Origin of the sequence: Streptomyces thermospinosisporus (assembly GCF_039526425.1) — a bacterium.
GTDB lineage: Bacteria > Actinomycetota > Actinomycetes > Streptomycetales > Streptomycetaceae > Streptomyces > Streptomyces thermocarboxydovorans.
On the sequence record NZ_BAAAIZ010000129.1, the window covers coordinates 1 to 23,042 of the forward strand.

General features: G+C 73.2%; 21 protein-coding genes. 10 read left to right on the plus strand and 11 right to left on the minus strand.

Annotated elements, in window-relative coordinates:
• On the minus strand, nucleotides 1-654 hold a 654-nt coding region (locus tag ABD207_RS30770), incomplete at its 3' end, for a maltotransferase domain-containing protein (RefSeq protein ID WP_344016575.1).
• A gap of 145 nt (nucleotides 655-799) precedes the next feature.
• Complete coding sequence (locus tag ABD207_RS30775; protein WP_344016576.1) at nucleotides 800-1,099, minus strand: DUF5133 domain-containing protein; 300 nt, start codon at nucleotides 1,097-1,099, stop codon at nucleotides 800-802.
• Nucleotides 1,100-1,441: 342 nt separating this feature from the next.
• Here ABD207_RS30775 and ABD207_RS30780 point away from each other — a divergent pair, with 342 nt between their 5' ends.
• Both ABD207_RS30780 and glgX read left to right on the plus strand, forming a co-directional pair.
• Nucleotides 1,442-1,954, plus strand: coding sequence for a pep a2 (locus tag ABD207_RS30780; protein ID WP_344016577.1), 513 nt, complete (start codon nucleotides 1,442-1,444; stop codon nucleotides 1,952-1,954).
• Nucleotides 1,951-4,098: a glycogen debranching protein GlgX gene (gene glgX, locus ABD207_RS30785; RefSeq protein WP_344016578.1), complete on the plus strand. Its 2,148-nt coding sequence runs from the start codon at nucleotides 1,951-1,953 to the stop codon at nucleotides 4,096-4,098. The genes ABD207_RS30780 and glgX overlap by 4 nt, the downstream gene beginning before the upstream one ends.
• A gap of 88 nt (nucleotides 4,099-4,186) precedes the next feature.
• Here the strand turns inward: glgX and ABD207_RS30790 are convergent, their stop codons facing one another.
• Nucleotides 4,187-4,990 carry a VOC family protein gene (locus ABD207_RS30790; RefSeq protein WP_344016579.1) on the minus strand — a complete coding sequence of 268 codons (804 nt, stop codon included), beginning with the start codon at nucleotides 4,988-4,990 and terminating at the stop codon, nucleotides 4,187-4,189.
• 256 nt (nucleotides 4,991-5,246) lie between these two features.
• Between ABD207_RS30790 and ABD207_RS30795 the strand changes: the two genes are divergently transcribed.
• Nucleotides 5,247-5,567 (plus strand): ANTAR domain-containing protein, encoded by a 321-nt coding sequence (locus tag ABD207_RS30795; RefSeq protein WP_344016581.1) that lies wholly within the window; start codon nucleotides 5,247-5,249, stop codon nucleotides 5,565-5,567.
• A gap of 53 nt (nucleotides 5,568-5,620) precedes the next feature.
• On the opposite strand, the gene ABD207_RS30800 is transcribed toward ABD207_RS30795, so the two are convergent.
• A complete protein-coding gene (locus ABD207_RS30800; protein ID WP_344016582.1) occupies nucleotides 5,621-6,418 on the minus strand; it encodes an RNA polymerase sigma factor SigF in 798 nt (265 codons plus the stop codon).
• A gap of 529 nt (nucleotides 6,419-6,947) precedes the next feature.
• Between ABD207_RS30800 and ABD207_RS30805 the strand changes: the two genes are divergently transcribed.
• Nucleotides 6,948-7,469: a hypothetical protein gene (locus tag ABD207_RS30805; RefSeq protein ID WP_343998746.1), complete on the plus strand. Its 522-nt coding sequence runs from the start codon at nucleotides 6,948-6,950 to the stop codon at nucleotides 7,467-7,469.
• A gap of 32 nt (nucleotides 7,470-7,501) precedes the next feature.
• On the opposite strand, the gene hemC is transcribed toward ABD207_RS30805, so the two are convergent.
• From hemC to ABD207_RS30820, 3 genes are all read right to left on the minus strand, one after another.
• A complete protein-coding gene (hemC, locus tag ABD207_RS30810; protein WP_344016583.1) occupies nucleotides 7,502-8,437 on the minus strand; it encodes a hydroxymethylbilane synthase in 936 nt (311 codons plus the stop codon).
• Between the two features lie 65 nt (nucleotides 8,438-8,502).
• Nucleotides 8,503-9,279 carry an NPP1 family protein gene (locus ABD207_RS30815; protein ID WP_344016584.1) on the minus strand — a complete coding sequence of 259 codons (777 nt, stop codon included), beginning with the start codon at nucleotides 9,277-9,279 and terminating at the stop codon, nucleotides 8,503-8,505.
• Nucleotides 9,280-9,450: 171 nt separating this feature from the next.
• The gene (locus ABD207_RS30820; protein WP_344016585.1) at nucleotides 9,451-10,434 is read right to left on the minus strand and encodes an ATP-dependent DNA ligase; all 984 of its coding nucleotides are present in this window, start codon (nucleotides 10,432-10,434) and stop codon (nucleotides 9,451-9,453) included.
• Nucleotides 10,435-10,700: 266 nt separating this feature from the next.
• Between ABD207_RS30820 and ABD207_RS30825 the strand changes: the two genes are divergently transcribed.
• Genes ABD207_RS30825 through ABD207_RS30835 form a run of 3 tightly spaced genes read left to right on the plus strand, consistent with a single transcriptional unit; the run spans nucleotide 10,701 to nucleotide 13,963 of the window.
• The gene (locus ABD207_RS30825) at nucleotides 10,701-11,108 is read left to right on the plus strand and encodes a DoxX family protein (protein ID WP_344016586.1); all 408 of its coding nucleotides are present in this window, start codon (nucleotides 10,701-10,703) and stop codon (nucleotides 11,106-11,108) included.
• Entirely contained in the window at nucleotides 11,105-11,572 is a 468-nt protein-coding gene (locus ABD207_RS30830) for a peroxiredoxin (RefSeq protein ID WP_344016587.1), read from the plus strand. The genes ABD207_RS30825 and ABD207_RS30830 overlap by 4 nt, the downstream gene beginning before the upstream one ends.
• Before the next feature lie 54 nt (nucleotides 11,573-11,626).
• Entirely contained in the window at nucleotides 11,627-13,963 is a 2,337-nt protein-coding gene (locus tag ABD207_RS30835) for a SpoIIE family protein phosphatase (RefSeq protein WP_344016589.1), read from the plus strand.
• 24 nt (nucleotides 13,964-13,987) lie between these two features.
• Here ABD207_RS30835 and ABD207_RS30840 read toward each other — a convergent pair whose 3' ends face one another.
• Both ABD207_RS30840 and ABD207_RS30845 read right to left on the minus strand, forming a co-directional pair.
• A complete protein-coding gene (locus tag ABD207_RS30840) occupies nucleotides 13,988-14,626 on the minus strand; it encodes a DNA polymerase ligase N-terminal domain-containing protein (protein WP_344016591.1) in 639 nt (212 codons plus the stop codon).
• Nucleotides 14,627-14,686: 60 nt separating this feature from the next.
• Nucleotides 14,687-15,517, minus strand: a complete 831-nt coding sequence (locus ABD207_RS30845; protein ID WP_344016592.1) for an aldo/keto reductase — start codon at nucleotides 15,515-15,517, stop codon at nucleotides 14,687-14,689.
• Between the two features lie 173 nt (nucleotides 15,518-15,690).
• Between ABD207_RS30845 and ABD207_RS30850 the strand changes: the two genes are divergently transcribed.
• Nucleotides 15,691-16,704, plus strand: a complete 1,014-nt coding sequence (locus ABD207_RS30850) for a TauD/TfdA dioxygenase family protein (protein WP_425580877.1) — start codon at nucleotides 15,691-15,693, stop codon at nucleotides 16,702-16,704.
• A gap of 47 nt (nucleotides 16,705-16,751) precedes the next feature.
• Here ABD207_RS30850 and ABD207_RS30855 read toward each other — a convergent pair whose 3' ends face one another.
• Both ABD207_RS30855 and ABD207_RS30860 read right to left on the minus strand, forming a co-directional pair.
• Nucleotides 16,752-18,260 carry a metallophosphoesterase family protein gene (locus ABD207_RS30855; RefSeq protein ID WP_344016593.1) on the minus strand — a complete coding sequence of 503 codons (1,509 nt, stop codon included), beginning with the start codon at nucleotides 18,258-18,260 and terminating at the stop codon, nucleotides 16,752-16,754.
• A gap of 97 nt (nucleotides 18,261-18,357) precedes the next feature.
• Nucleotides 18,358-18,981: an L-threonylcarbamoyladenylate synthase gene (locus ABD207_RS30860; RefSeq protein ID WP_344016595.1), complete on the minus strand. Its 624-nt coding sequence runs from the start codon at nucleotides 18,979-18,981 to the stop codon at nucleotides 18,358-18,360.
• A gap of 181 nt (nucleotides 18,982-19,162) precedes the next feature.
• On the opposite strand from ABD207_RS30860, the gene ABD207_RS30865 reads away from it, so the two are divergent.
• Nucleotides 19,163-20,686 (plus strand): helix-turn-helix domain-containing protein, encoded by a 1,524-nt coding sequence (locus ABD207_RS30865; protein WP_425580878.1) that lies wholly within the window; start codon nucleotides 19,163-19,165, stop codon nucleotides 20,684-20,686.
• Between the two features lie 553 nt (nucleotides 20,687-21,239).
• Nucleotides 21,240-22,979 (plus strand): fatty acyl-AMP ligase, encoded by a 1,740-nt coding sequence (locus ABD207_RS30870; RefSeq protein WP_344016596.1) that lies wholly within the window; start codon nucleotides 21,240-21,242, stop codon nucleotides 22,977-22,979.
• Nucleotides 22,980-23,042: the final 63 nt, after the last annotated feature.

The window sequence follows — 23,042 nt, forward strand, 5'->3', positions numbered from 1 at the left end:
GTGCGGCTGCTCGGGTGTGCCCTCGGAGCGGGGGAAGAACTCGTACCAGGACCCGTACAGGGCCCGCTCGCGCTCGACCAGCAGCGGCAGCGGGTCGCTGCTGGTGACCAGTTCCCGCAGCGGATGGCGGGCCAGCACCGCGTCCACCTCGGGCGTCAGCGCCGCCGCCAGCCGGGTGGCGCAGGGCAGGGAGTCGTCGCGCAGCGTCTCGGCCGCGGCGAGGAGCACGTCCTGCCCCTCGTCCTGCGGGACGCCGGCGGCCGCCCGCTCGTACAGGTCGGCGCCCTCCTCCAGCACCAGGCCGGTGTCGATCCCGGCGGGCACCTTCACGCCGGCCGTGTGACGCCAGGTGGCGATCGGGTCGCCCCAGGCCTCCACGTAGTACGTCCACAGGCCCGTGGCGTCGGGAGTGACCTCGGCACCCCACCGGTCGGTGCCCGGCGCCAGCTCCCGCATCGGCGTGAACGGTCCCAGCCGGCCCTGAGGGTCCCTCAGCACGACATTGGCGGCCACGGCCTCGTGCCCCTCGCGGAACACCGTCGCCGTGACCTCGAACGTCTCGCCCACGACGGCCTTCGCCGGCCGCCTGCCGCACTCGACGGACGGCTGGACGTCCCGCACCGGAACACGGCCGATGGACCGGGTCGTCTTCATCGTCTGGCACCTCCGCCGTGCTCGAACGCCGGGCCCGCGCCCGGTCGTGGGGACCGAACGGCGGCGGGAAGGTCCTGGCCTTCCCGCCGTGATGCACTGCCGGGGAAGGCCCTGGCCTTCCCGTGGCGGATCGCTGCCGGGAGGTTCATGGCCTTCCCGCCGTGGAGCGCGGTGCGACCGGCGGGCCCCGTCTGACCGTCGCGGCCGGGCGCGGCCTGTCGGCCGGTTCCTGCGGATGCGTGACGTGGCCGGCGCGCAGATACCGTTCGGCGGCGTCCGCCGCCTCGCGGGCGCAGCGCTTCCCCATCAGCACGCAGAGGGTGTAGCCGGAGTCCTCGAACGTGGCCCGTACCGTGCGGTCCGCCGGGGCGGCCAGCATCACGCGTTCCCACGCCCGGTAGCGACGCAACTGCCGGGCGACTTCGGCTCTGGCGGGTAGGAGCATGGCGCCGTCACCTTTCCGTGGCTCGATGGGGGCACGTTCTCCCGGGGGTCGGGCGGCGGCCGTGCGCACGGCGGCACGGACCGTAACGGCGATCGAGGTCTTCACACATGGTGCATGCGCTGTGACTCTTCGTCTTGTTAGATTTTCAACCTCTTTGGGTCGGGTTGTGCTCAGTTGTCGCCGCAGACGTCTCAGGTGTGCGCTCGTGTTGCACGAATGGGTCAACGCGCTCACTCTGAGGGTGACTCAGAAGCGATAGTCACTCACGTTCCGTGATCAGGGTGGGCCTCGTCCCGCAGGGGCGAGGAGGAACGCGAGTCTCGCGGTGAGGAGCCGACGACCATGAAGACCGCAGTGCCCTGCTACTACCACCTGGACGTGGAAGTCAGCCCGGAGAGGGTGGGACAGGTCAGCCGCATTCTGGCCGCTCACCTGAGGTACTGGGACCTCGAGAACCTGAGGGAGCGCGTCTGCGGCGGCGCCGAGATGCTGCTGCGGGCGATCGACGACCACGCCACCGACAAGAACGTCTCGATCGAGATGTGGTGGAACGGTCAGCACCTCATCACGGCCATCGGGGACAACGACCGTGCCCTGCGCCCCGATCAGGAGCTGCGCGGCTGCCTGGAGCACATCGCCGCCAGCAGCGACGGCTGGGGCTGCTGCGCCACCGAGACGGGCGGCAAGGTCACCTGGTTCTCGCAGCGCGCCCGTGCCGGCGAGCGGGTCCCGCTGGTGCCCACCGCGCCCGACCCGCGCGAGCGTGAGGGCCTGGACCTGCCCCGCGAGGTGAGCGTCGCCCAGGTCACCGGCCGGGTCCGCACCTCCGAGGGCGTCCTGGAGGAGGCTCGGTGACCCGGCGGAGGAACCGCACAGGGGCGCCCGCGTGGAGCGGGCGCCCCTACCCGCTGGGGGCGACCCCCGACGGCGAGGGCACCAACTTCGCGCTGTTCAGCGAGGTCGCCGAGCGGGTCGAACTGATCCTCGTCGACGACGACGGCCGACATACCAACGTGGCGCTGACCGAGGTCGACGGTTTCGTCTGGCACGGCTATGTGCCCGGCGTCGGCCCCGGCCGGCGCTATGGCTACCGGGTGCACGGCCCCTGGGACCCCGACGCGGGTCACCGCTGCAACCCGGCGAAGCTGCTGCTCGACCCCTACGCCACCGCCGTGGACGGGCAGATCGACAACCACCCCTCGCTGTACGAGCGCAACCCCGGCGGACCCGATCCGGCGGACAGCGCCGGGCACACCATGCTGGGCGTGGTGACCGACCCGGCCTTCGACTGGGGCGACGACCGGCGCCCCTGCCGCCCGTACGCCGACACCGTGATCTACGAGGCCCATGTCAAGGGCCTCACCCGCACCCACCCGGAGGTGCCCCCGGAGCTGCGCGGCACCTACGCCGGGCTCGCCCACCCCGCGGTGGTGGAGCATCTGACCTCCCTCGGCGTCACCGCGGTGGAGCTGATGCCGGTGCACCAGTTCGTGCAGGACGGCGTGCTGCAGGGCCGGGGCCTGTCCAACTACTGGGGCTACAACACCATCGGCTTCTTCGCCCCGCACAACGCCTACGCCGCCCGCGGCACACGCGGACAGCAGGTCGCCGAGTTCAAGGAGATGGTGCGCACCCTGCACGCCGCCGGCCTCGAGGTGATCCTCGACGTCGTCTACAACCACACCGCCGAGGGCAACGAGAAGGGCCCCACCCTCTCCTTCCGGGGCATCGACAACAGCTCCTACTACCGGCTCGTGGACGGCGACTGGGCGCACTACTACGACACCACCGGCACCGGCAACAGCCTGCTGATGCGGCACCCCTACGTCCTGCAGCTGATCATGGACTCGCTGCGGTACTGGGTGACCGAGATGCACGTCGACGGCTTCCGCTTCGACCTCGCGGCCACCCTCGCCCGGCAGTTCCACGAGGTGGACCGGCTGTCGGCCTTCTTCGACCTGATCCAGCAGGACCCGGTGATCAGCCGCGTCAAACTCATCGCCGAACCCTGGGACGTCGGCGAGGGCGGCTACCAGGTGGGCAACTTCCCGCCGCTGTGGTCGGAGTGGAACGGCAAGTACCGCGACGCCGTACGGGACTTCTGGCGCGGCGAGGAGCACACCCTCGGCGAGTTCGCCTCCCGCCTGACCGGCTCCGCCGACCTGTACGCCCACAGCAGGCGCCGGCCCCGGGCCAGCGTCAACTTCGTCACCGCGCACGACGGTTTCACGCTGCGCGACCTCGTCTCCTACAACGACAAGCACAACGAGGCCAACGGCGAGGGCAACCGGGACGGCGAGAGCGACAACCGGTCCTGGAACTGCGGGGCCGAGGGCGAGACCAGGGACCCGGCCGTGCGGGAGCTGCGCGCCCGGCAGCAGCGCAACTTCCTCGCCACCCTGCTGCTGTCCCAGGGCATCCCGATGCTCTCCCACGGCGACGAGCTCGGACGCACCCAGCGCGGCAACAACAACGCCTACTGCCAGGACAACGAGATCTCCTGGATCGACTGGCGGCTCGGCCGCGAACAGCGCGACCTGCTGGACTTCACCCGCCGGCTCATCGCCCTGCGCACCGCCCACCCCGTGCTGCGCCGGCGCCGCTTCTTCCGGGGCGAGACCCTGCGCCGGGCCGGCCAGCCGCTGCCCGACCTGGTGTGGCTGCTGCCGGGCGCGGAGGAGATGACCGACGACGACTGGGACCGCTCCGACGCCCACTCGATCGCCGTCTTCCTCAACGGCGACGCCATCGCCGAACCCGACGCGCGCGGCCGGCCCGTGGTGGACGACTCGTTCCTGCTGCTGCTCAACAGCCACTGGGAGCCGGTGGACTTCCGCCTGCCCGGCGCGCGCTACGGCGAGCGCTGGACGGCCCTGATCGACACGGCCGACCCCGAGGGCACGCCGGACGAGGCGGAGCACAAGGCCCGCACCACCGTGAGCGTCGCCCCGCGCAGCCTGATCCTGCTGACCCGCCCGCCGCGCACCACCGCCCGCTGAGGGACACGCCGGTGACGGACGCCCCGCACGCCCCCGCCGCCGAGGGGCGGCACGCCGCGAACCGTCACCGGCGGGACGGCACCCCGCGTCAGCGGCTGCGGCGGGTCGTCACGGTGAACTGGGCGCCCTCGTTGTCGCGCAGGACCGCCTCGTCCTCCGACAGGGACAGCACGCTGCCGCCGTGCATCTCGGCGGTCCGGGCGCAGGCGGCGACGTCCTTGACCGCGAAGTGCACCTGCCAGTGCGGGCGGATCGTCGGGTCGGGCGCCGACTCCAGGGCACCCGACTCGATACGGGCCACGATGTCGCCGGCGCTGCGCAGCACCACCTCGTCGCCCACGTACTCCACCTCGCAGCAGCCCGGCTTGTCCGAGGCCCAGTCGAAGACCTCCCCGTAGAAGATCGCCGCGTCGAAGGCGTCGCGCGTGTGCAGCTTGATGAAGGCCGGCTGGGCGCGGCGCCAGGCCGGCCAGCCCGTGAACAGCTCGCCCTCCCAGATCCCGAACGTCGCCCCGTCCCGGTCGGCCAGCAGCGCCGCACGCCCCGGCGGCAGCGAGATGGGCCCGACGGCCGTGGTGCCGCCCCGCTCCTGCACCCGGGAGACCGCCTCGTCGGCGCTGCGCACCGCGAAGTAGGGCGTCCAGGCCACAGCCATCTGCCACATCCCGGCGACCGCGGCGATGCCCGCCACGGGCGTGCCGTCCGCCAGGGCGATGCGGAAGCGGTCCCCGAGCCGGACCGGCCGCCAGGTCCAGCCCAGCACGGCGCTGTAGAACTCCTCGGTGGTCTTCAGATCACGGCTGGTCAGGCTCACCCAGCAGGGCGCCCCGAACACGGACTCGGTCGAGAAGACGTCCTTCGTACCGGCAGGGGAGGGCATCTCTTGGTTCATGGCGTCGCGTCCTGATCTCGTCGGCCGGGTGGCACCGGAATGACATCAGTGTCCGTCCCGGACCGGTCCGGGCGCCTGCCGAGTACCCCGGCCGCCATGCCGAAACGGTGATCCGGAACCGATCCGGAGCGTCTCCGCCACCCGGTGGCACGCGGCGCGGCGAGTGGCGACGATGAAGGAGCCGGACACTGGGTGAAGGCACTCGAGCACTGTGCGGAGCCGACGCGGCAGCGGCACACCGGATCCGGAGGTGACCATGCCCACGGACGGGGGCGCCAAGCGCATCCTCCAGCTGGAGGAAGAGGTGCAGCAGCTCAAGGACGCGGTCGTCTCGCACGCGATCGTGGACCAGGCCATCGGCATGGTCGTCGCCCTCGGGCGGGTCTCCCCCGACCAGGGCTGGACCGTGCTGAAGGAAGTCTCCCAGCACACCGACATCAAGGTCCGCAACGTCGCCGGCATGATCCTCGTCTGGGGCCGCACCGGCGTGCTGCCCGAGGAGATCCGCGCGGCCCTGGAGGAGGCGCTGGACCGGCTCGGCCCCACCCAGATCCCGGGCACGCCGCCGCCACCCTGAGCGGCCACGCGGCCCCCCCGCTCCTCGAGGCCTCGCACACCCCGCCCTGCCGCTCAGCCGCCCTCGGCGGCCAGCTCCTCGCGCAGCTGGGCGAAGCAGCTGCTCAGCAGCCGCGACACATGCATCTGGGAGATGCCGAGCTGCTCGGCGATGGTGCTCTGCGTCATGCCCCGGAAGAACCGCAGATAGAGGATGACCCGCTCGCGCTCCGGAAGCGCCTGCAGGCAGGGCCGCGCCGCCACCCGGTCCACGACCGTGTCGTACGCCGGGTCGGGGCCGCCGAGCGCGTCCGCCAGGGCGTAGCCGTCGGTGCCCGGCATCTCCGCCTCCAGCGACAGCGCCGAGAAGCACTCCAGGGCCTCCGAACCGGCCTGCACCTCCTCCTCCGTCAGCCGGGTGTGCTCGGCGATCTCGGCGGTCGTCGGGGTGTGGCCCGGTGACGTCTGCGACAGCTCCTTGATCGCGCTGCGTACCCGGTTGCGCAGGTCCTGGACCCGCCGCGGCACGTGCAGGGTCCACATGTGGTCGCGGAAGTGGCGCTTGATCTCGCCGGTGACGGTCGGCACGGCGTACGCCTCGAAGGCGTGGCCGCGCGCCGGGTCGTAGTGGTCCACGGCCTTGACCAGCCCCAGGGCCGCCACCTGGTAGAGATCCTCCAGGGTCTCGCCGCGTCCCCGGAACCGGACCGCGATGCGCTCGGCCATGGGCAGCCAGGCCCGGACCAGTTCGTTGCGCAGCGCCGTGCGCTCGGGCCCTTCGGGGAGCCGGGCGAGACGGGCGAAGTCCTCGCTGGTGTCCGGGGCGTCGTCGTGGGGGTGCGGCCTGGTGGTGGTGCTTCCGGCGATACGCATGATGCGCACCTCCCTGAGCAGGCGCCGGTGGGACAGACACCGCGGGAAGGCCGGACGCTTCACGACACGAAGCAGCCCGGGCCGGCCAACCGTTTCCCACGGACGTGCCTCCTGTCCGAAGCACTGAACCATCTTTTCCCGTGACCCGCCATTCCGAAACAGATTGGGAATTCAACGAGGGAATTTTCCGGCGGTATGGCGACGCATTGAAATCGAAGGAATTCGATGAGTGAAATGCGGGGGAGGCGGCGAGTGGGCAGGCGCTGATCGCGCCCGGGTGCCGGACCGGGCCTCCCGTCCGGCCCCTGCGCGTGATCACGACCGGTCCATACCTGTGATCACGGCGCGAACGTGATGTACGGCACGCCGCGCGTGCGGGGTGGCCGACCGCTTCGGCGGATAGTGCCAGCGCAGCGCTTGATCAGCGATCAGCTGCGGTGAAACCGCCTGCCCACGGCGCATTCCGCCCATTTGACAGTGCGCCGAGCCCACAGATAGGAAGCAGCCACAGAATGTCGAGAGGTGCACTGTGTACGAGCCGAACGTGGTCGGGGACTGGCAGGAGTACGACGAGCATGCCGGTCTGCGGGTCCGCGTCCACCGACTTGAGGCGGGCGAGCCGCCGCGCGGACGCGACGACGCTGCCGAAGGGCTCACCTACTTCAGTGTCCGGGTGACCGTGGAGAACCGCGGAAGCCGGCCTTTCGGTATTCACCTCGAGGACGGTCAGATCGATGTCCGGGTCGGCCCCGACGGCGAGAGCGCCTTCATCGACTGGCGCAACTCGCAATTCATCGAGGGATTCGACGTCTATCCGCTGCGCCGGGCGACGGCCGTCATTTTCGCCGCCGGACCCGAGGCGTCGCTGAGCCATGTGGACGTCCAGGTCCAGCTGCGCGTCGACGAGGAGTGGACCGGACGCCGGCTGTGGGCGGGCGGCATCGGGCTGCGGGAGCTGTCCGCCGGGACCCCGGCGGGCGCCTGCCGGGAGAGCCTCGCCCACCAGGTGAGCGTGTTCCTGCGCGAGCAGGCCGAGGAGGGCACCGCCTGACGGCGCCCCCAGCACATCGCCTGCCCCGCCGGTCAGTGCGGGATCGCGTCGATGATCTCGCGGGCCCCCTGACGCAGCAGCGCCACCGCCACCGAGGTGCCGAGCGTGGCCGGGTCGAGCCGGCCCGCCCACTCGTGGGCGTTCAGCCGGGTCTTGCCGTCCGGGGTGAACACACAGGCCCGCAGGGAGAGTTCGCCGCTGCGGTCCACACGGGCGTAGCCGGCGATCGGGCTGTTGCAGTGGCCCTGGAGCACATGCAGGAACATGCGCTCGGCGGTGGCCTCCCGGTGGGTGGCGGGATGGCCGAGGGCGCTGACCGCGTCGATGAGGTCCGCATCGTCCTCCCGGCACTGCAGCGCAAGCACGCCCGCGCCGATCGGCGGCATCATCGCCTCGGGGGAGAGCACCTCGCTGATCACGTCCGCGCGGCCGATGCGTTCCAGGCCCGACTTGGCCAGCAGCAGCGCGTCCGCCTCGCCGGCCGCCAGCTTGGCCAGCCGCCGGTTGGCGTTGCCGCGGAACGGAACGCAGGTCAGATGCGGGTGGGTGGCGGCCAGTTGGGCGGTCCGGCGCACCGAGGAGGTGCCGATGCGGGTGCCGGGCGGCAGCTCGTCCAGCGTCAGCCCGCCCGGGTGGACCAGCGCGTCGCGGATGTCGTCCCGTTCGAGGAACGCGGCGAACACCGTGCCGGCCGGCAGCGGGCGGTCGGCGGGCACGTCCTTGAGGCAGTGCACGGCGAGATCCGCCTCGCCGGCCAGCAGCGCGGCGTCCACCTCCTTGGTGAACGCGCCCTTGCCCTCCACCTTCGACAGATCGCCCAGCCACTTGTCGCCGGTAGTGCGCACGGGCACGACCTCGGTGCGCACTCCGGGGTGGGCGGCGGCCAACTCGGCACGGACACGGTCCACTTGGGCGAGCGCCATGGGCGAGTCGCGGGACACGATACGGATCAGCTCGGGGGCGGACATGGCGACACGATAGACCCTCCGGGCCCGGCCCCCGTGCCGGAACCGGCCCGTAGGGTCCCGGGCGGTCAGGCGTTCGGATCGAAGGGGATGCCCGCCGGCTTGGCCTTGGCCAGGTGCGAGGCGAAACTGCCGTCCTTCAGGCCGAAGTGGGCGCTGCCGAAGTCGTGCGAGACGAGCTTCTCCCGTATCCCCGGCGGATAGCCGTTCCAGCCGATCAGGGCCGGGTACTGCCAGGTGCCCTGGTGGTTCTCCGGCGGGTCGTCGTGCGCCTGCGCGATACGGAAGCAGTGCGTGCTGATGCCGTCCTTGTGATAGACGACCTTCGGGTGCGTGCCCTCGAAGCGGACCGACGAGCGGGGGTGGACGGTGAACGAGCCGTGGTTCGACGTCGCCACGTACTGGACCGCGTCGTTCTGCACCCACACCACCACGTGCTCCCAGTCGTGGCGGTGGCCGCCCAGGCCGATGCCCGGCAGGGCCTGGTCCTTCTCGAAGTACAGGGCGTAGACCACGGCGCACCAGCCGTTGTTGCACTTGGCGCGGGCGTAGCCGTTGGTGTTGTCCAGGTCGGCGGCGTCCCGGCAGTTGCCGTTCAGCGCTCCGGTCGGCTTCAGGCCGGGGCTGACGTCGCCGCCGGGGCCGATGGCCGGGGTGGGATAGCAGCCGTCGGTGTCGTAGTCGTAGGCGGGCTGGTAGGTGCGCTCCAGGGCGTCGGCGTTCGCGGGCAGGGCCGGGGGCGGGGCGGCGAAGGCGGTGCCGGGGAAGGCGATGACGAGAGCGGCGGCTCCGGCGAGGCCGGTGAGCCACCGTCTGCGGTGGGTGCGGAGCGTGCTCGACTGCACTGCGTCCTCCTCGGGTGCGGGCGCAGCCCAACGTCTGTGGGGGGCTGGGGAGTTCAGCATCATTCCGGGTGGACGCGTCCATGCCAAGAGGTCGGCTGCGGCGGCCCGTGGTCCCTGCGTGGCCGGGGGCGGCCGGTGGTCCCTGCGCGGCCGGGTGCGGACGGGCGCGGTTCAGGCCAGGTCGTCGGGCAGGTCGGCCGCCGACTCCTCGGGCGTCAGATCCGGACGCAGCCGCAGCCAGGACGGCTGGCGCAGCATCCCCTCACGGGTGCGGGTGCTGTAGCGGACCTCGCCCACGAGCCGGGGGACCACCCAGTGCGCGCCCGGCACCCGGGGCACCGGGTCGAAGGGGCACACCTCGCTCGCCGCCGCCCGCAGCAGCGCGGCCAGTTCGGTGCGTTCGGCCTCGCTCCAGCCCGTGCCCACCCCGCCGACATAGCGCAGCCGGCCGTCCGCCGCCCGCTGGCCGACCAGCACCGCGCCCGGCAGTCCCGTCAGCCGGCCCCTGCCGGGCAGCCAGCCGCCGATCACCACGTCCTCGCTGCGCATATTGCGGATCTTGATCCAGGCCCGGGAGCGCACGCCCGGCTCGTACACCGAGTCCAGCCGCTTGCAGACCAGGCCCTCCAGGCCGTGCTCCCGGGTGGCGCGCAGCGCCTCGGCCCCGTGCCCGACGATCGCGGCCGGAGTGGACCAGGAGGGCCCCTCGAGGCCGAGCGCCTCCAGCTCCTCGCGCCGCCGGACGTAGGGAAGGCGGATCAGGGAGTGCCGGCGCAGATGCATCACGTCGAAGAGGACGAGGTGGACCGGGACCTTCGCCGCCTGCCGGGCCGCCCTGCCGGGGGCGTGCGCCAGCCCCATCCGGGACTGCAGCAACTGGAAGCTGGCGCGGCCGTGTTCGTCCAGGGCCAGCACCTCGCCGTCCAGCACCGCCGGGGTGCTGCCGAGTGCGCGGGCCAGCGGGGCCAGTTCGGGGTAGGCGCCGGTGATGTCCTGGCCGGACCGGGCGCGCAGCACGATGGTGCCGTCGCCGGGGAGGTAGACGACCGCGCGCTGGCCGTCCTGCTTGGTCTCGTAGGCCCAGCGGTGGTCCATGGACGGGGGCGGCAGGGTGCCGGGGGTGGCGAGCATGGGCGGGATCAGGGGCAGCTTCACGGGTGAGGTGTGAACGCGGGTGCGCTGCGCTATGCGGTTCCGGCGGGGGGATCGCCTGAACGGGGTCGTGCGGTCGCCCAGGCTGGGGCGCCTGAGCGCCGTGGGGGTGCGGTCGAGACGCGGCTGCGGGTGGGAGGGGGCTGGGCGCGCAGTTCCCCGCGCCCCTTGGAGGGTGTTGTCCGGTCGCTTCTTCGGATGGAAGGGCGGAGTTCGGGGGGTACTTACCGTCGGGTAATGTGCGGGGGCAGGTCTTCAGAGGAGGAACCGTGTCACGGTCCGATCGCTCGCCCCTGCTGCTCGCCGGCCTGCTGGCCGTCGCGGGCACCGCCCACTTCGCAGCCCCGCGTCCGTTCGACAGCATCGTGCCCCGCTCCCTGCCGGGATCGCCCCGCACCTGGACGCGGGCCAGCGGCGCCGCGGAGCTGGCGCTGGCCGCGGGAGTGGCGCTGCCCCGCACCCGCAGGGCCGCCGCCCTCGCCGCCGCGGCCTTCTTCGTGGGCGTGTTCCCCGCCAATGTGAAGATGGCCGTCGACTGGCGGCACCGCCCCGCCCCCTACCGGGCCGCCGCCCTCGGGCGGCTGCCGCTGCAGCTGCCGCTGGTGCTGTGGGCGCGCGGCGTGGCCAGGAACGCCGGGAACGCCAGGAACATCAGGAACGCGGAGGGCCGGTCATGAGCGCCGCACCGGGCAAGGGCGACGTCGTCGAGGACTTCGCCCTGCCGGACGAGACGGGCACCGTCCGCCGGCTGTCGGACCTGCTCGCCGAGGGGCCGGTCGTGCTGTTCTTCTACCCGGCCGCGCTCAGTCCCGGCTGCACCGCGCAGGCCTGCCACTTCAGGGACCTGGCCGCCGAGTTCGCCGCCGTCGGGGCACGGCCCGTCGGCATCAGCGGGGACGAAGTCGAACGGCAGGCCGAGTTCGCCGGGCGGCACGGCCTCGGCATGCCCCTGCTCTCCGACACCGACGGCACGGTCCGGGAGCGGTTCGGGGTCAGACGGGGGATCGCCCTGGCGCCCACCAAGCGGGCCACCTTCGTCATCGGCCGGGACCGCACCGTCCTCGAGGTCGTCCGCAGCGAGCTGCGGATGAACGTCCACGCCGACCGGGCGCTCGCCGCACTGCGCGACCACCGCTCCTGAGGCGGGCCGCGAGCCGCGGTTGATAAGGGAACAGGATGGGCTGATCCTGGACCAATGGACGAGGCCTCCGCTGCGGTGGTCGTCGATGCCCGCGGCATCGTGACGGGGTGGAGCGAGGGTGCCCGCCGGCTGACCGGACATCCGGCCGGGGAAGCCGTGGGGCGGGCCGTGAGGGAGCTGCTCGCCGAGGAGGCACCCGCCGGAACCCCGCCCGTGCCGTCGGGCAGCGTCGTGCTGCGCCACCGCGACGGCCACCCCGTGCGGGTCCGGGCGACGGTCACCCCGCTGAGCGGCCCGGACGGCGACCCCGCCGGGTACATCCTGCACGCCGAGCCGCCCGGCGCGGCCGAGACCTCCCTGGCCGGGCGGGCCTTCCAGCAGGCGTCCATGGCGATGACCGTCTTCGACACCGAGCAGCGGTATCTGCGGCTCAACGACGTCTCGTGCCGGGTCGTGGGGGCGACCGAGGAGGAGATGATCGGCCGGCCCTACCGCGACACGGGGGAAGCCTCCGGCCATCAGCAGGGGCTCCAGTGGCATTTGCGGCGGGTCGCCGAGACCGGCGAGCCCGTGCACTACGAGACCCTCGGGCGGGCGCCCTCCGGCAAGCGGTTCCACGCCTGGAACGTGGAGATGTGGCCGGTCCGCGACCCCTCCGGGGAGCTGATCGGCACCGCCCTCGCCGCGTTCGACAGCACCGAGCAGCACCGCGGACGGCAGCGGCTGGCGCTGCTCAACGAGGCCGCCACCAGCATCGGCACCACCCTGGACGTGGTCCGCACCGCCGAGGAGCTCGTCCAGCTGCTGGTGCCGGCCTTCGCCGACTTCGCCGCCGTCGACCTGCTCGACTGGGTCCTCGGCACCCACGAACCCCCGGTCCTCACGGAGGCCGACGTCGAATTGCGCCGGGTGGCGCACGGCTCCGCCACCCAGGGATCCCCGGCCAGCGCCGTCCGCCTGGGCGGCGCCGACGTGTACCCGCCGTACTCGCCGCCCGCGCGGGCGCTGCGCGAGGGCAGGCCGGTCCTGGGCCTTGCGGGGCAGCGGGCGTTCGACCGCTGGCTGGGCTCGCGCGGAGCACCCGCCCCGCCGGACAACGCGCGCCGGGCGCCCATCCACTCCCTGCTGGCGGTGCCGCTGCGCGCCCGCGGCACGACCCTCGGCGTCGCCGTCGCCGTCCGCAACCTGTTCCCCGATCCCTACGCCCCCGAGGACGGGGCGCTCGTCGAGGAGCTGGCCAGCAGGGTGGCCGTCTGCGTGGACAACGCCCGGCGCTTCGCCCGCGAGCGCAGCACCGCGCTGGCGCTCCAGCACAGCCTGCTGCCCAAGGGTCTGCCCGGGCAGGCGGCCGTCGAGGTAGCCCACCGCTATCTGCCCTCCGGCTCCGCGGCCGGCATCGGCGGCGACTGGTTCGACGTCATCCCGCTGTCCGGCAGCCGGGTCGCCCTGGTCGTCGGGGACGTCGTCGGCCACGGCATCCCCTCGACGGCCACCATGGGACGGCTGTGCACGGCCGTGCGCACCCTCGCCGACGTGGACCTGCCGCCGGACGAACTGCTCACCCACCTGGACGACCTGGTCATCCACCTGGCCTCCGGCGACGACGAGGAGGTCGCCGAGGTCGGCGCCACCTGCCTGTACGCGGTCTACGACCCCGTCTCGCGCCGGCTGTCCGCGGCCGCCGCCGGACATCCCCCGCCCGCCGTCGTCCTGCCGGACGGGACCTGCGACCTGATCGAGCTCAGCGCGGGACCTCCGCTGGGCGTCGGCGGGCTGCCGTTCGAGGCGACGGAGCTCCAGCTGCCCGAGGGCTCCGTCGTCGCCCTCTACACCGACGGGCTGGTCGAGGGCCGCGACCGCGACGTCGACCACACCACCGGCGAGCTGTGCCGCGCCCTGACCGTGCCCGCCGCCTCGCTGGACGCCCTGTGCGACAACGTGCTCAAGGCCGTCCTGCCGGAGGAGCCCGGCGACGACGTGGCCCTGCTGCTCGCCCGCACCAGGGCGCTCGGCTCGGGGCAGGTCGCCACCAGGGACGTGCCGCACGACCCGGTGGAGGTGGGCGCCGCCCGGCAGTGGGCCGCCGAACGGCTGACCGAATGGGGTCTTGCGGACATCGCCTTCATCACCGAGCTGGTCGTCAGCGAACTCGTCACCAACGCCATCCGCTACGGCACCCCGCCGGTGCAGCTGCGCCTCATCCGCGACCGCACCCTGATCTGCGAGGTCTCCGACGGCAGCGCCACCTCCCCGCACATGCGCCGCGCCCACGCCTTCGACGAGGGCGGCCGGGGCCTGCTGCTGGTGGCTCAGCTCACCCAGCGCTGGGGCAGCCGGCAGACCAACACGGGCAAGGTCATCTGGGCGGAGCAGCCGCTGTCCGCCCTGTAGAGAAGGCACCTGCGCCGGTGGCGGTCAGGCCCCCTCGTCGGCGGCGACCTGGGCCAGGGTGCGGCCGGAGCGCACCGAACGGGCGCGCCGGGGATCGGGTGCCGGGCGGCCCCGGGACTGCCCGGAGGCGGTCCGCACCAGCAGCCACGCCTCCTCGCCGCTGCCGTCCCCTTCGCCGCGGAACCGGGTCAGCGCGTACTCGCCGCGCAGCTTCGACCCCTTCAGCCGGAACCGGGCGTGCCCGCGCTCCAGCGACTCGGCGAAGCCGACCGGCCGGCCCCGCCGGTCGCGGCTGAGCGGCTCGTAGGTGCCGCGGTCCCAGACGATCACCGTGCCGCCGCCGTACTCGCCGTGCGGGACGACCCCCTCGAACTCCTCGTACTCCAGCGGGTGGTCCTCGGTGGGCACGGCGAGCCGCTTGTCCTTCGGGTCGGCGGGCGGCCCCTTGGGCACGGCCCAGGACCGGAGCACGTCGCCCACCTGGAGGCGGAAGTCGAAGTGCATCCGGCGCGCGTCGTGGATCTGCACCACGAAGCGGGGCTCCGGGCCCGGGGCGGCGGCCCTGCCGCGGGGCTCCGCGGTGCGGGTGAAGTCCCGCTTGCCGCGGTAGTCCCGCAGCCGGTCCGGCCCGTCCCGCTCGTCCCGCCGCTGCCGTGCGCCCACGTCCGGCTCCCTTCCTCCCAGTCGTGCTCTGGTGCCGCCGGTGCCGGGCCGGGTACCCCGTCAGAACTCCTCGTGCACCTCGGGGTCACCGCCCAGGCGCCGGTGGGCGTGGTCGGAGAGGGTCCGTATCTGCGCCTCGTCCAGCTCGAAACCGAAGACGTCGAGGTTGGCGCGCTGCCGGTCCGGGTCCGCCGACTTCGGGATGGGCAGCGCCCCCAGCTGGATGTGCCAGCGCAGCACCGCCTGGGCGGGCGTCACCCCGTGCGCCTCGGCCACGGCGGCCACGGCCGGATCGTCCAGCAGCGTCGACCCCTGGCCGAGCGGGCTCCAGCTCTCGGTGAGGATGCCCTTCTCCCGGTGGTAGGCGCGCAGCTCCTCCTGCGGGAAGTAGGGGTGGAGCTCGATCTGGTTCACCGAGGGCAGCACCCCGGTCTCCTTCTCCAGCCGCTCGATGTGGGCGGGGGTGAAGTTGGAGACGCCGATGGACCGGATCAGACCGTCCTCCCGGAGCTTGATCATGGCCTTCCAGGAGTCGACGTACTTGCCGACGCGGGGCAGCGGCCAGTGGATCAGGTACAGGTCGACGTAGTCCAGGCCGAGCCGCCTGCGGGACTCCTCGAAGGAGGCGAGGGTCTGCTCGTAGCCGTGGTGGCGGCCCGGCAGTTTCGTGGTGACGACGATCTCCTCGCGCGGCACGCCGGCGCGGGCGACGGCGCGGCCCACCCCGGTCTCGTTGCGGTAGTTCGCCGCCGTGTCGACCAGGCGGTATCCCAGCTCCAGGGCGCTGGTCACCGCGCGTTCCGCCTCGTCGTCGTCCAGGGGCCAGGTGCCCAGGCCCAGGGCGGGGATCGTGGTGCCGTCGTTGAGCGTGTGGGTCGGGACGCTGCTCACGAAAGGACCTCCCGTTGGCGATGTCGTGGCTCCAGCCTCGGTGACCCGCCCGGCCGTGATCAACCGGAGAGGTCCTGCCGGGCGCGGCCATGCCCTGTCGCCAAGCCGCCGCCCGGCTGTCACGATCTTCCAGGAGCCGGCCCGCAGGGGCCGTGGGACGGAGGCGAGGACGGATGACGAGCGACCGGGGTGGCGCAGCGGCCGTCGGCGGGCCGGCGAGCGGGGCGGAGCCGGCCGGGACGGAACCTGCCGCCGCGGAGCTGGACGTGCGGCCCATGGCCGGGCACATCGGGGCCGAGGTCACCGGGGTGGACCTCGCCGGTGACCTCGACGGCTCGGTGGTCGCCGCGATCCGGGCGGCGCTGCTGCGGTGGAAGGTGGTGTTCTTCCGCGGGCAGCGTCTGGACCACGCCGGGCAGGTGGCGCTGGCGCGCAGATTCGGCGAACCGGTCGTGCTGCCGCGGCGCGGCAAGGCCTCCCCGCCGGACGTCCCGGAGATCGAGACCACCGCCGACCGGCTGGAGCTCGGCACCCGGTTCGGCATGGCGCACGACGAGTGGCTGCGGCGCCGCCGGCACACCCTGCTGCGCGGCTGGCACTGCGACCACGGCGCCCGCATCGACCCGCCCGCTGCGACCATCCTGCGCGCCGAGACCGTGCCGCCCTACGGCGGCGACACCACCTGGTCGAACCTGGCCGCCGCCTACGCCGGACTGTCCGCCCCGGTCCGGGCGTTCGTGGACGGGCTGCGCGCCGAGCACCGGCTGGGCGTCGGCTACCAGCCGCGGCCCGGCGGCGACGCCTACGTCCGCCACCTGCTGGACCATCAGGTCGCCTCCGAGCACCCGCTGGTGCGGGTCCACCCGGAGACGGGGGAGCGGATCCTGTTCGTCAACGGCTACTACGTCGAGCAGATCACGGGCCTGTCCCGCCCGGAGAGCGCCGCCGTGCTGGAGATGCTGCTTGAGCAGGCGACCCGGCCCGAGTACACCGTGCGGTTCCGCTGGGAGCCGGGCAGCGTGGCGTTCTGGGACAACCGGGCCACCATCCATCTCGCCCCCGGCGACACCGCTCACCTGGACCATCCGCGGATCATGCACCGGGTGATGATCGCCGGTGACGTCCCGGTCGGCGTCGACGGACGCCCGTCCATACCGATCACGGGCACGGCTCCCGGCCGCTGGTGACCTCCGGTCACCGGGTCACCGGGTCACCGGATCACTGGGCCAGCGGGTCACCGGGTCAGCGAAATGATCACCTCGTCCTCGACGGGCGGGTCGGTCTCCTGAGACCGGTTGCCGGTGGCCGCCAGGCAGCGCAGCCGGATCCGCTCCGGCTCGACGTCCAGGCGCAGGAAGCTCTTGAAGAACGGCGGGCTGTAGGTGGCCGAGCCCGGCGAGAACACCTGGGTGTAGATGTTGCGCACGGGCAGCCGGAACCGCTTGGCCCGGTCCGGCCGGCGGCCGGTGCCGAGCAGGGCGGCGACCAGCCGGACCCGCCGGGTGACTCGCCCGGGCGGGTCGGTGGGCCGGGTCGGCCCGATGCCGAGCCGCTCGGCGATCACCGCGGACGCCTCCGCCTCGGTGAGCGTGAACAGCCGCCGCAGCCGCAGCCGGCGGCCGTACAGGGCGCTGTAGAAGGCGACGGAGTCGCCGCGCAGCGGATAGCAGCGGAAGTCCCGCTCGGTCACGCCCGCGACGTCGACCCGGGGGATGGTGTGGGTGGCGTGGGTGAAGGCACCGCCGCCGCCCGCCACCACGTACTGCAGGGTGCGCCCGTCCGGCAGCCGCACCGGGTAGCGCTGGTAGTTGTGGATGTCCCCGCCGATCGCCGCCACGTAGTGGTGGTCCGGGTCGCGGACGATCTCGTCCACCGTGCCGCCGCCGTCGATCGGGCAGGGGTGGTGCGCGCCGTCCACGTACAGCGGCGAGCCGGTGACGAGGATCTTCGGGCGGGGGCCGCGGGAGACCTCGCGCAGCCAGGCGCCCTGCTCGGCGTCGACGGTCCCCAGCAGCCCGGTGTCGATGCCGACGATCCGTATCGGCCCCGCGTCGATCGCCCAGTACGGGCCCGGCTGCACGGCCTGCTGCTCGGGCGCGGAGCGCAGGGCGCGGGCCTCGGCGAGCCGCTCGCCGTCGCCCGGGCGGGGCCGGTGCCACAGCAGGGAGCGCAGCCAGGCGCGGGTGAGGGGGCGGGGACGCTCCTCGGGCGGCAGGGGCGCCCGCTCGCCGCAGAACACCCGCATGAAACCGGCGAGGTCCTCGTACCAGTCGTGGTTGCCGGGTATCGCGTAGATGGGCGCCCGGTAACCGGCGTACGGGCGGAAGAACTTGTCGGCATAGTCGTCGGCGCTGCCCACCGGGTAGATCACATCGCTGGCCAGCACGGCGAAGCGGGTGTCCCGGCCGGCGTTCAACAGGCCCGGCACCACCGCGTACTGGGGCTCGCCGCCCTCACCGGTGTCGCCGATGACCAGGAAGGAGAAGCGGTCCGGGTCGTCACGCCGGATCACCTTGTCGGCCGGTGCGCCGGCCGCCGCCCGCCGGGCCGTCCAGCGGCTGCGGATACGGCCGGTGGGGTCCCCGAGCCAGGAGGCAAGCACGCCGTTGCGGGCGGCCCACAGCATGCGCGGGTCCAGCCAGAAGACCTTCTCGGTGCCGCCGGGCATCAGCCGCCGGTAGGTGCCGCGTTCCGCGGAGCCCCAGCCTGCGCCCTCGGCCGTGTCGCGTGAGGAGTTGGACATCGGGGCACCGTAACAACGGTGCCCGGCAGGGGCGCAGGGGTGGTCCGCGCTTCAACTGCCCAGCCGATGACGGCTGCTCGCACTGCCTCGCGGGCGGCTACTCGAACCGGGAGACGTCGCCCGCGCCGCGCCGCACGATCTCCGCCTCGCCGCCGGAGAAGTCGATGACCGTGGTCGGCTCGGTGCCGCAGTCCCCGGAGTCGAGCACCGCGTCCACCACGTGGTCGAGGCGGTCCTTGATCTCCCACCCCTGGGTCATCGGCTCGTCCTCGCCGGGCAGCAGCAGGGTGCTGGACAGCAGCGGCTCGCCCAGCTCCTCCAGCAGCGCCTGGGTCACCACATGGTCGGGGATACGCACGCCCACTGTCTTCTTCTTGGGGTGCTGCAGCATGCGCGGCACCTCCCGCGTCGCGGGCAGGATGAAGGTGTAGCTGCCCGGGGTCGACGCCTTCACCGCGCGGAAGACGTCGTTGTCGATCCGTACGAACTGGCCGAGCTGGGCGAAGTCCCGGCAGACCAGCGTGAAGTGGTGACGGTCGTCCAGCTTGCGGATGGTGCGGATGCGGTCGATGCCGTCGCGGCTGCCGAGACGGCAGCCCAGCGCGTAGCAGGAGTCCGTGGGGTACGCGATCAGGGCGTCGTCGTCGCGGATGCTCCGGGCGACCTGGGAGATGGTGCGCGGCTGCGGGTTGTCGGGGTGCACGTCGAAGTACTTCGCCATTCACCGAGCTTATGACGCAGGTGCCGGTACGGCCGCGGAGACCGGGCCGGACTCGCGATGCCGGTGCGCCTCGGGGGACGTGCCGGACGGGACGAGCCGGACAGAAGGGATGAGGCGGACGTGCGGGTGAGGTAACGTGCCCGACCGGGACCGGTACGGCGCGAACGAGGGGAAGGCCGAGGTGACAGGCCGCAGGGACGCAATCCGGGGCGAGATCCGGGGCGAGCAGCCGGCGGCCGGCCAGGCCCCGGCATGGGCGCGGGAGCTGCTGGAGCATCTGCGCCCCTCCGCCCGTGACGTCCGCCGGATCGCCGACTGGCTCGCCGCGACCGTGCACGCCGCGGTCGCCCTTCAGGACGCCGAGGGAAACCTCCTCGCCGGCCGGCGGCTGCCGCTGGACGAGGATCTCGTCGCCGACCTCACCTCCGGCCGGATCGCCTCCGCCGCCTGGGAGGGCGAGGGCCGCCATCTGCGCCTGGTGCGGGTCGAGCACCCGTCGCGGGCGCTGGTGCTCGCGGTCTCCCGCCGGACCCCGTTCGACCGGCGCGCCGCCGATGTCGTCACGCACACCGCCCAGGTGCTGGAGCTGCTGCTCGCCGCGCGCGAGACCGCCACCGCCGGGCAGCTGCTGCGCCGCGCCACCGCCGATCTGCGCCTGGCGATCATGCAGTTGCTGATGGTGGAGGACATCGTCGCCGCCCGCCGGGTCGCCGCCGGACTGTGGCCCGGACTGCTGGACGCCGACACGGCGTGTGTCTATGTCGTCGAATCGACACCGGCCCGCCGCGACCGGCTCGCCGAGGAGGCTCTGGACGCCACGGCCGGGGAGGCGCTGGTGGTGCGCTGCCCCGCCATGGACGGCCATGTCATCGTCCTCAGCCCCCGGGAGGCCACCGCGAGCGACCTGCGGTCGCTGGTCGTACGGCACGACGACACCTACCTCGGCGGCAGTGCCCGGCAGAGCCTCGCCCGCACCGCCACCGCCTACGGGCAGGCCGTCAGCGCCCTCGCCGTGGCCCGCTTCAGACCGGACAAGGCGGCTGTCTACGCCGAGCGCATCCACCCCGAGCGGCTGATGGACCCCGAGGCGCTGCGCGGCTGGACCGCCCGCCTGCTGCGCCCGCTCGACGTCCTGCCGCACCACACCCGCGCCGAACTCCTCGCCACCACCCGCCTCGGCCTGGAGTTCACGGCCGTCAGCACCGCCAAGATCCTCGGCGTCAGCCGCAACACCGTGCGCGCCCGCATGGAGCGCGTCGAGACCATGCTGGGCGCCGACTTCGACGACGTCACCGCACGCGCCGTCGCCCATCTCGCGCTGCACACCCAGATCAACCTCCAGGACGGCCAGGCCGTCGCCGACCCCGGCGCGGACCCGCCCCGCCTCGCCGACCTGCTCTCCGGCGAGGCGGTGCGCGCCTGGGCGCAGCAGCTGCTCGGCCCCCTCGAGGACGACTCCCGCAATCTGCGCCGCACCCTCGGCGCCTGGGTCGCCTCCGGCGGCAACGCCGGACGCGCCGCGCAGAGCCTGGGCGTGCACGCCCAGACCGTCCGCGAGCATGTGCGCAGCGCCGAGCCGATCCTGGAACGCCAGCTGCTGGCCGCCGGCACCGATCTCTACGAGGTGGTCCTGGCCCTGCTCGCCGCGGGGGACCTGCCGCAGCCGGTGTTCGCCGGTCCGGCGCAAACCTCCTCACCTGCGTGAACAGCCTTTCGAGAGGTCGCCCGGGCCGCGATGCGGAGGGGCTCCTACCGGTATGTTTCGGGCGCGGTTGTGCACCGGTGAGTCCCGAGGGGGCCGCAGGCGGGCACTGGTGCGGTACACAGACCCACCGGCGTGCGCATAGCTTCTTTCCAGCCGCGGGGGCACGACCGGAACGGGGGACCGGTCGCGCTCCCGCGCACCGATCGTGAGGCCCGGCCCGTCGTCACTGAGACGATGGCCGGGCCTTTGCCGTGTCCGTCGAAACACGCCGAACGGGTCTGCTACGGTCGCATACGCGTTCCACACAGGTGGTTACGCGGAGTTCACACCCGCCCGCCTTGCGGGGCGGACGGACTTGCTATCGTGCTACTCGCCGGTAGCAAGCTGAACGGGGGTTCGGGGAGCCGGTGTTGACCGCATCAGCGCTCCCCGCGTTTCCAGCGGCAGCGGTCTGGCAAGGAGGCCAGGCCGGCCGCAGTCCCGCGCGTACCCGAGGCGCGGCCCTCACACTCCGGTTCCTCGCACTGACGCAAGAACAGGTGAGTCTCCTCCCATGGCCCGTTCCCTGGTCGACCTACTTTTCGCGCACGCCTCCGAGCACCCCGACCGGACCGCCTACCGCTTTCTCGCCACCGGCGACTGCGCCGGCGAGAACGCCGGGATCCACACCGTCACCTACGGGCGTCTGGCCGCCCGCACCCGCGCCGTCGCCGCATGGCTGCGGGACCGGAACCTCACCGGCGCCCGCGCCATGCTGATGTACCCGCCCGGACTGGAGTTCATATCCGGCTACCTCGGCTGTCTCGCCGCCGGGGTCGTCGCCGTGCCCGCCGTGCCCCCGCAGGGCCGCGCCGACAACCACCGCGCCCTGACCCGGACCAAGCGCCTGATGGCCGACGCCGACGCCCGCATCATCCTCGGCGGACGCCAAGTGATCGGCGCGCTCGACGGCATGACGCCCCATCTGCCGGAACTGGCCGACGTCACCCGCGTCGCCACCGAGGACATCCCCGACGAAGCAGGCACCGGCTGGGAGGCACCCGCACTCGATCCCGGCTCCGTCGCCTTCCTCCAGTACACCTCCGGCTCCACCTCCGCCCCGCGCGGCGTGATGGTCACCCACGGCAATCTGCTGGACAACCAGCGGATCATCACCGAACGGATGGGTCACACCCCGGACGCCCTCGCCGCCCACGGCAACGAACTGTTCGTCAGCTGGCTGCCCGTCTACCACGACATGGGCCTGATCGGACCCGTCCTCAACACCATCCACACCGGCGGGACCGCCACCCTGTTCTCCCCGCTGCACTTCCTCCAGCGGCCCCAGCGCTGGCTCGACGCCGTCAGCCGCTACCGCCCCCACACCAGCGGCGGCCCCAACTTCGCCTACGAACTGGCCCTCAAGCACGCCGACCCCGACTACGTCGACCGGCTCGACCTGAGCAGCTGGAAGGTCGCCTTCAACGGCGCCGAACCGGTACGCGCCGCCACCCTGCGCCGCTTCGCCGACACCTTCGCCCCGGCCGGCTTCCGCCGCGAGGCCCTCTGCCCCTGCTACGGGCTGGCCGAGGCCACCCTGATGGTCACCGGCGGCTCGACCGGCGCCCCGCCCACCCTCCTGTCCGCCGAGGAGGGCCCGCACGCCGGCGAGGCCGACGCGGCGGCGGTCGGCACCGGACGGCCCGGCCCCGGACTGACCGTGGTGATCGCCGACCCGGAGACCCACGAGGAACTCCCCGAGGGGCAGGTCGGCGAGATCCGCGTCGCGGGCGCCAGCGTCGCCAAGGGCTACTGGCGCAACGCCCTCGCCACCCGCGAGACCTTCCGCGCCGAAGTCACCGGCCGCGAGGGACGCTTCCTGCGCACCGGCGACCTCGGCTTCCTGCGCGACGGCGAACTGTTCGTCACCGGACGGCTGAAGGACCTCATCGTCATCGACGGCCGCAACCACTACCCGCAGGACCTCGAACTCACCGCCGAGATGGCGCACCCGGCGCTGCGCCCCGGCTGCACCGCCGCGTTCGGCGTCGACACCGGCACCGGGGGCACGGGCGGCGAACAGGTCGTCCTCGTCGCCGAGGCCGCCCCGGACGCCGCCGGCGACGCCGAGAAGATCACCGAGGTGATCCGCGGCGCCCTCGGCGACTCCCACGGCGTCGCCGTCCGCGACGTGGTGCTGGTCCAGCCGGGCACCATACCCAAGACCTCCAGCGGCAAGATCCAGCGCCGCGCCTGCCGCACCGCGTACCTCGACGGCACCCTCTCCGTGATCGGTGCGCCCACCGCCGGGTGACCCGGCCCGCCGGACGATCCCCCGCGCCGACGGCCCGGCCCGCCGCGCACCCGCCGGGCGCCG

Coding starts and splice junctions, on each gene's coding strand:
- ABD207_RS30775 (WP_344016576.1), bottom strand. CDS start 1,099: ATGCTCCTACCCGCCAGAGCCGAAGTCGCCCGGCAGTTGCGTCGCTAC.
- ABD207_RS30780 (WP_344016577.1), top strand. CDS start 1,442: ATGAAGACCGCAGTGCCCTGCTACTACCACCTGGACGTGGAAGTCAGC.
- ABD207_RS30790 (WP_344016579.1), bottom strand. CDS start 4,990: ATGAACCAAGAGATGCCCTCCCCTGCCGGTACGAAGGACGTCTTCTCG.
- ABD207_RS30795 (WP_344016581.1), top strand. CDS start 5,247: ATGCCCACGGACGGGGGCGCCAAGCGCATCCTCCAGCTGGAGGAAGAG.
- ABD207_RS30800 (WP_344016582.1), bottom strand. CDS start 6,418: ATGCGTATCGCCGGAAGCACCACCACCAGGCCGCACCCCCACGACGAC.
- hemC (WP_344016583.1), bottom strand. CDS start 8,437: ATGTCCGCCCCCGAGCTGATCCGTATCGTGTCCCGCGACTCGCCCATG.
- ABD207_RS30830 (WP_344016587.1), top strand. CDS start 11,105: ATGAGCGCCGCACCGGGCAAGGGCGACGTCGTCGAGGACTTCGCCCTG.
- ABD207_RS30835 (WP_344016589.1), top strand. CDS start 11,627: ATGGACGAGGCCTCCGCTGCGGTGGTCGTCGATGCCCGCGGCATCGTG.
- ABD207_RS30850 (WP_425580877.1), top strand. CDS start 15,691: ATGACGAGCGACCGGGGTGGCGCAGCGGCCGTCGGCGGGCCGGCGAGC.
- ABD207_RS30855 (WP_344016593.1), bottom strand. CDS start 18,260: ATGTCCAACTCCTCACGCGACACGGCCGAGGGCGCAGGCTGGGGCTCC.
- ABD207_RS30860 (WP_344016595.1), bottom strand. CDS start 18,981: ATGGCGAAGTACTTCGACGTGCACCCCGACAACCCGCAGCCGCGCACC.
- ABD207_RS30870 (WP_344016596.1), top strand. CDS start 21,240: ATGGCCCGTTCCCTGGTCGACCTACTTTTCGCGCACGCCTCCGAGCAC.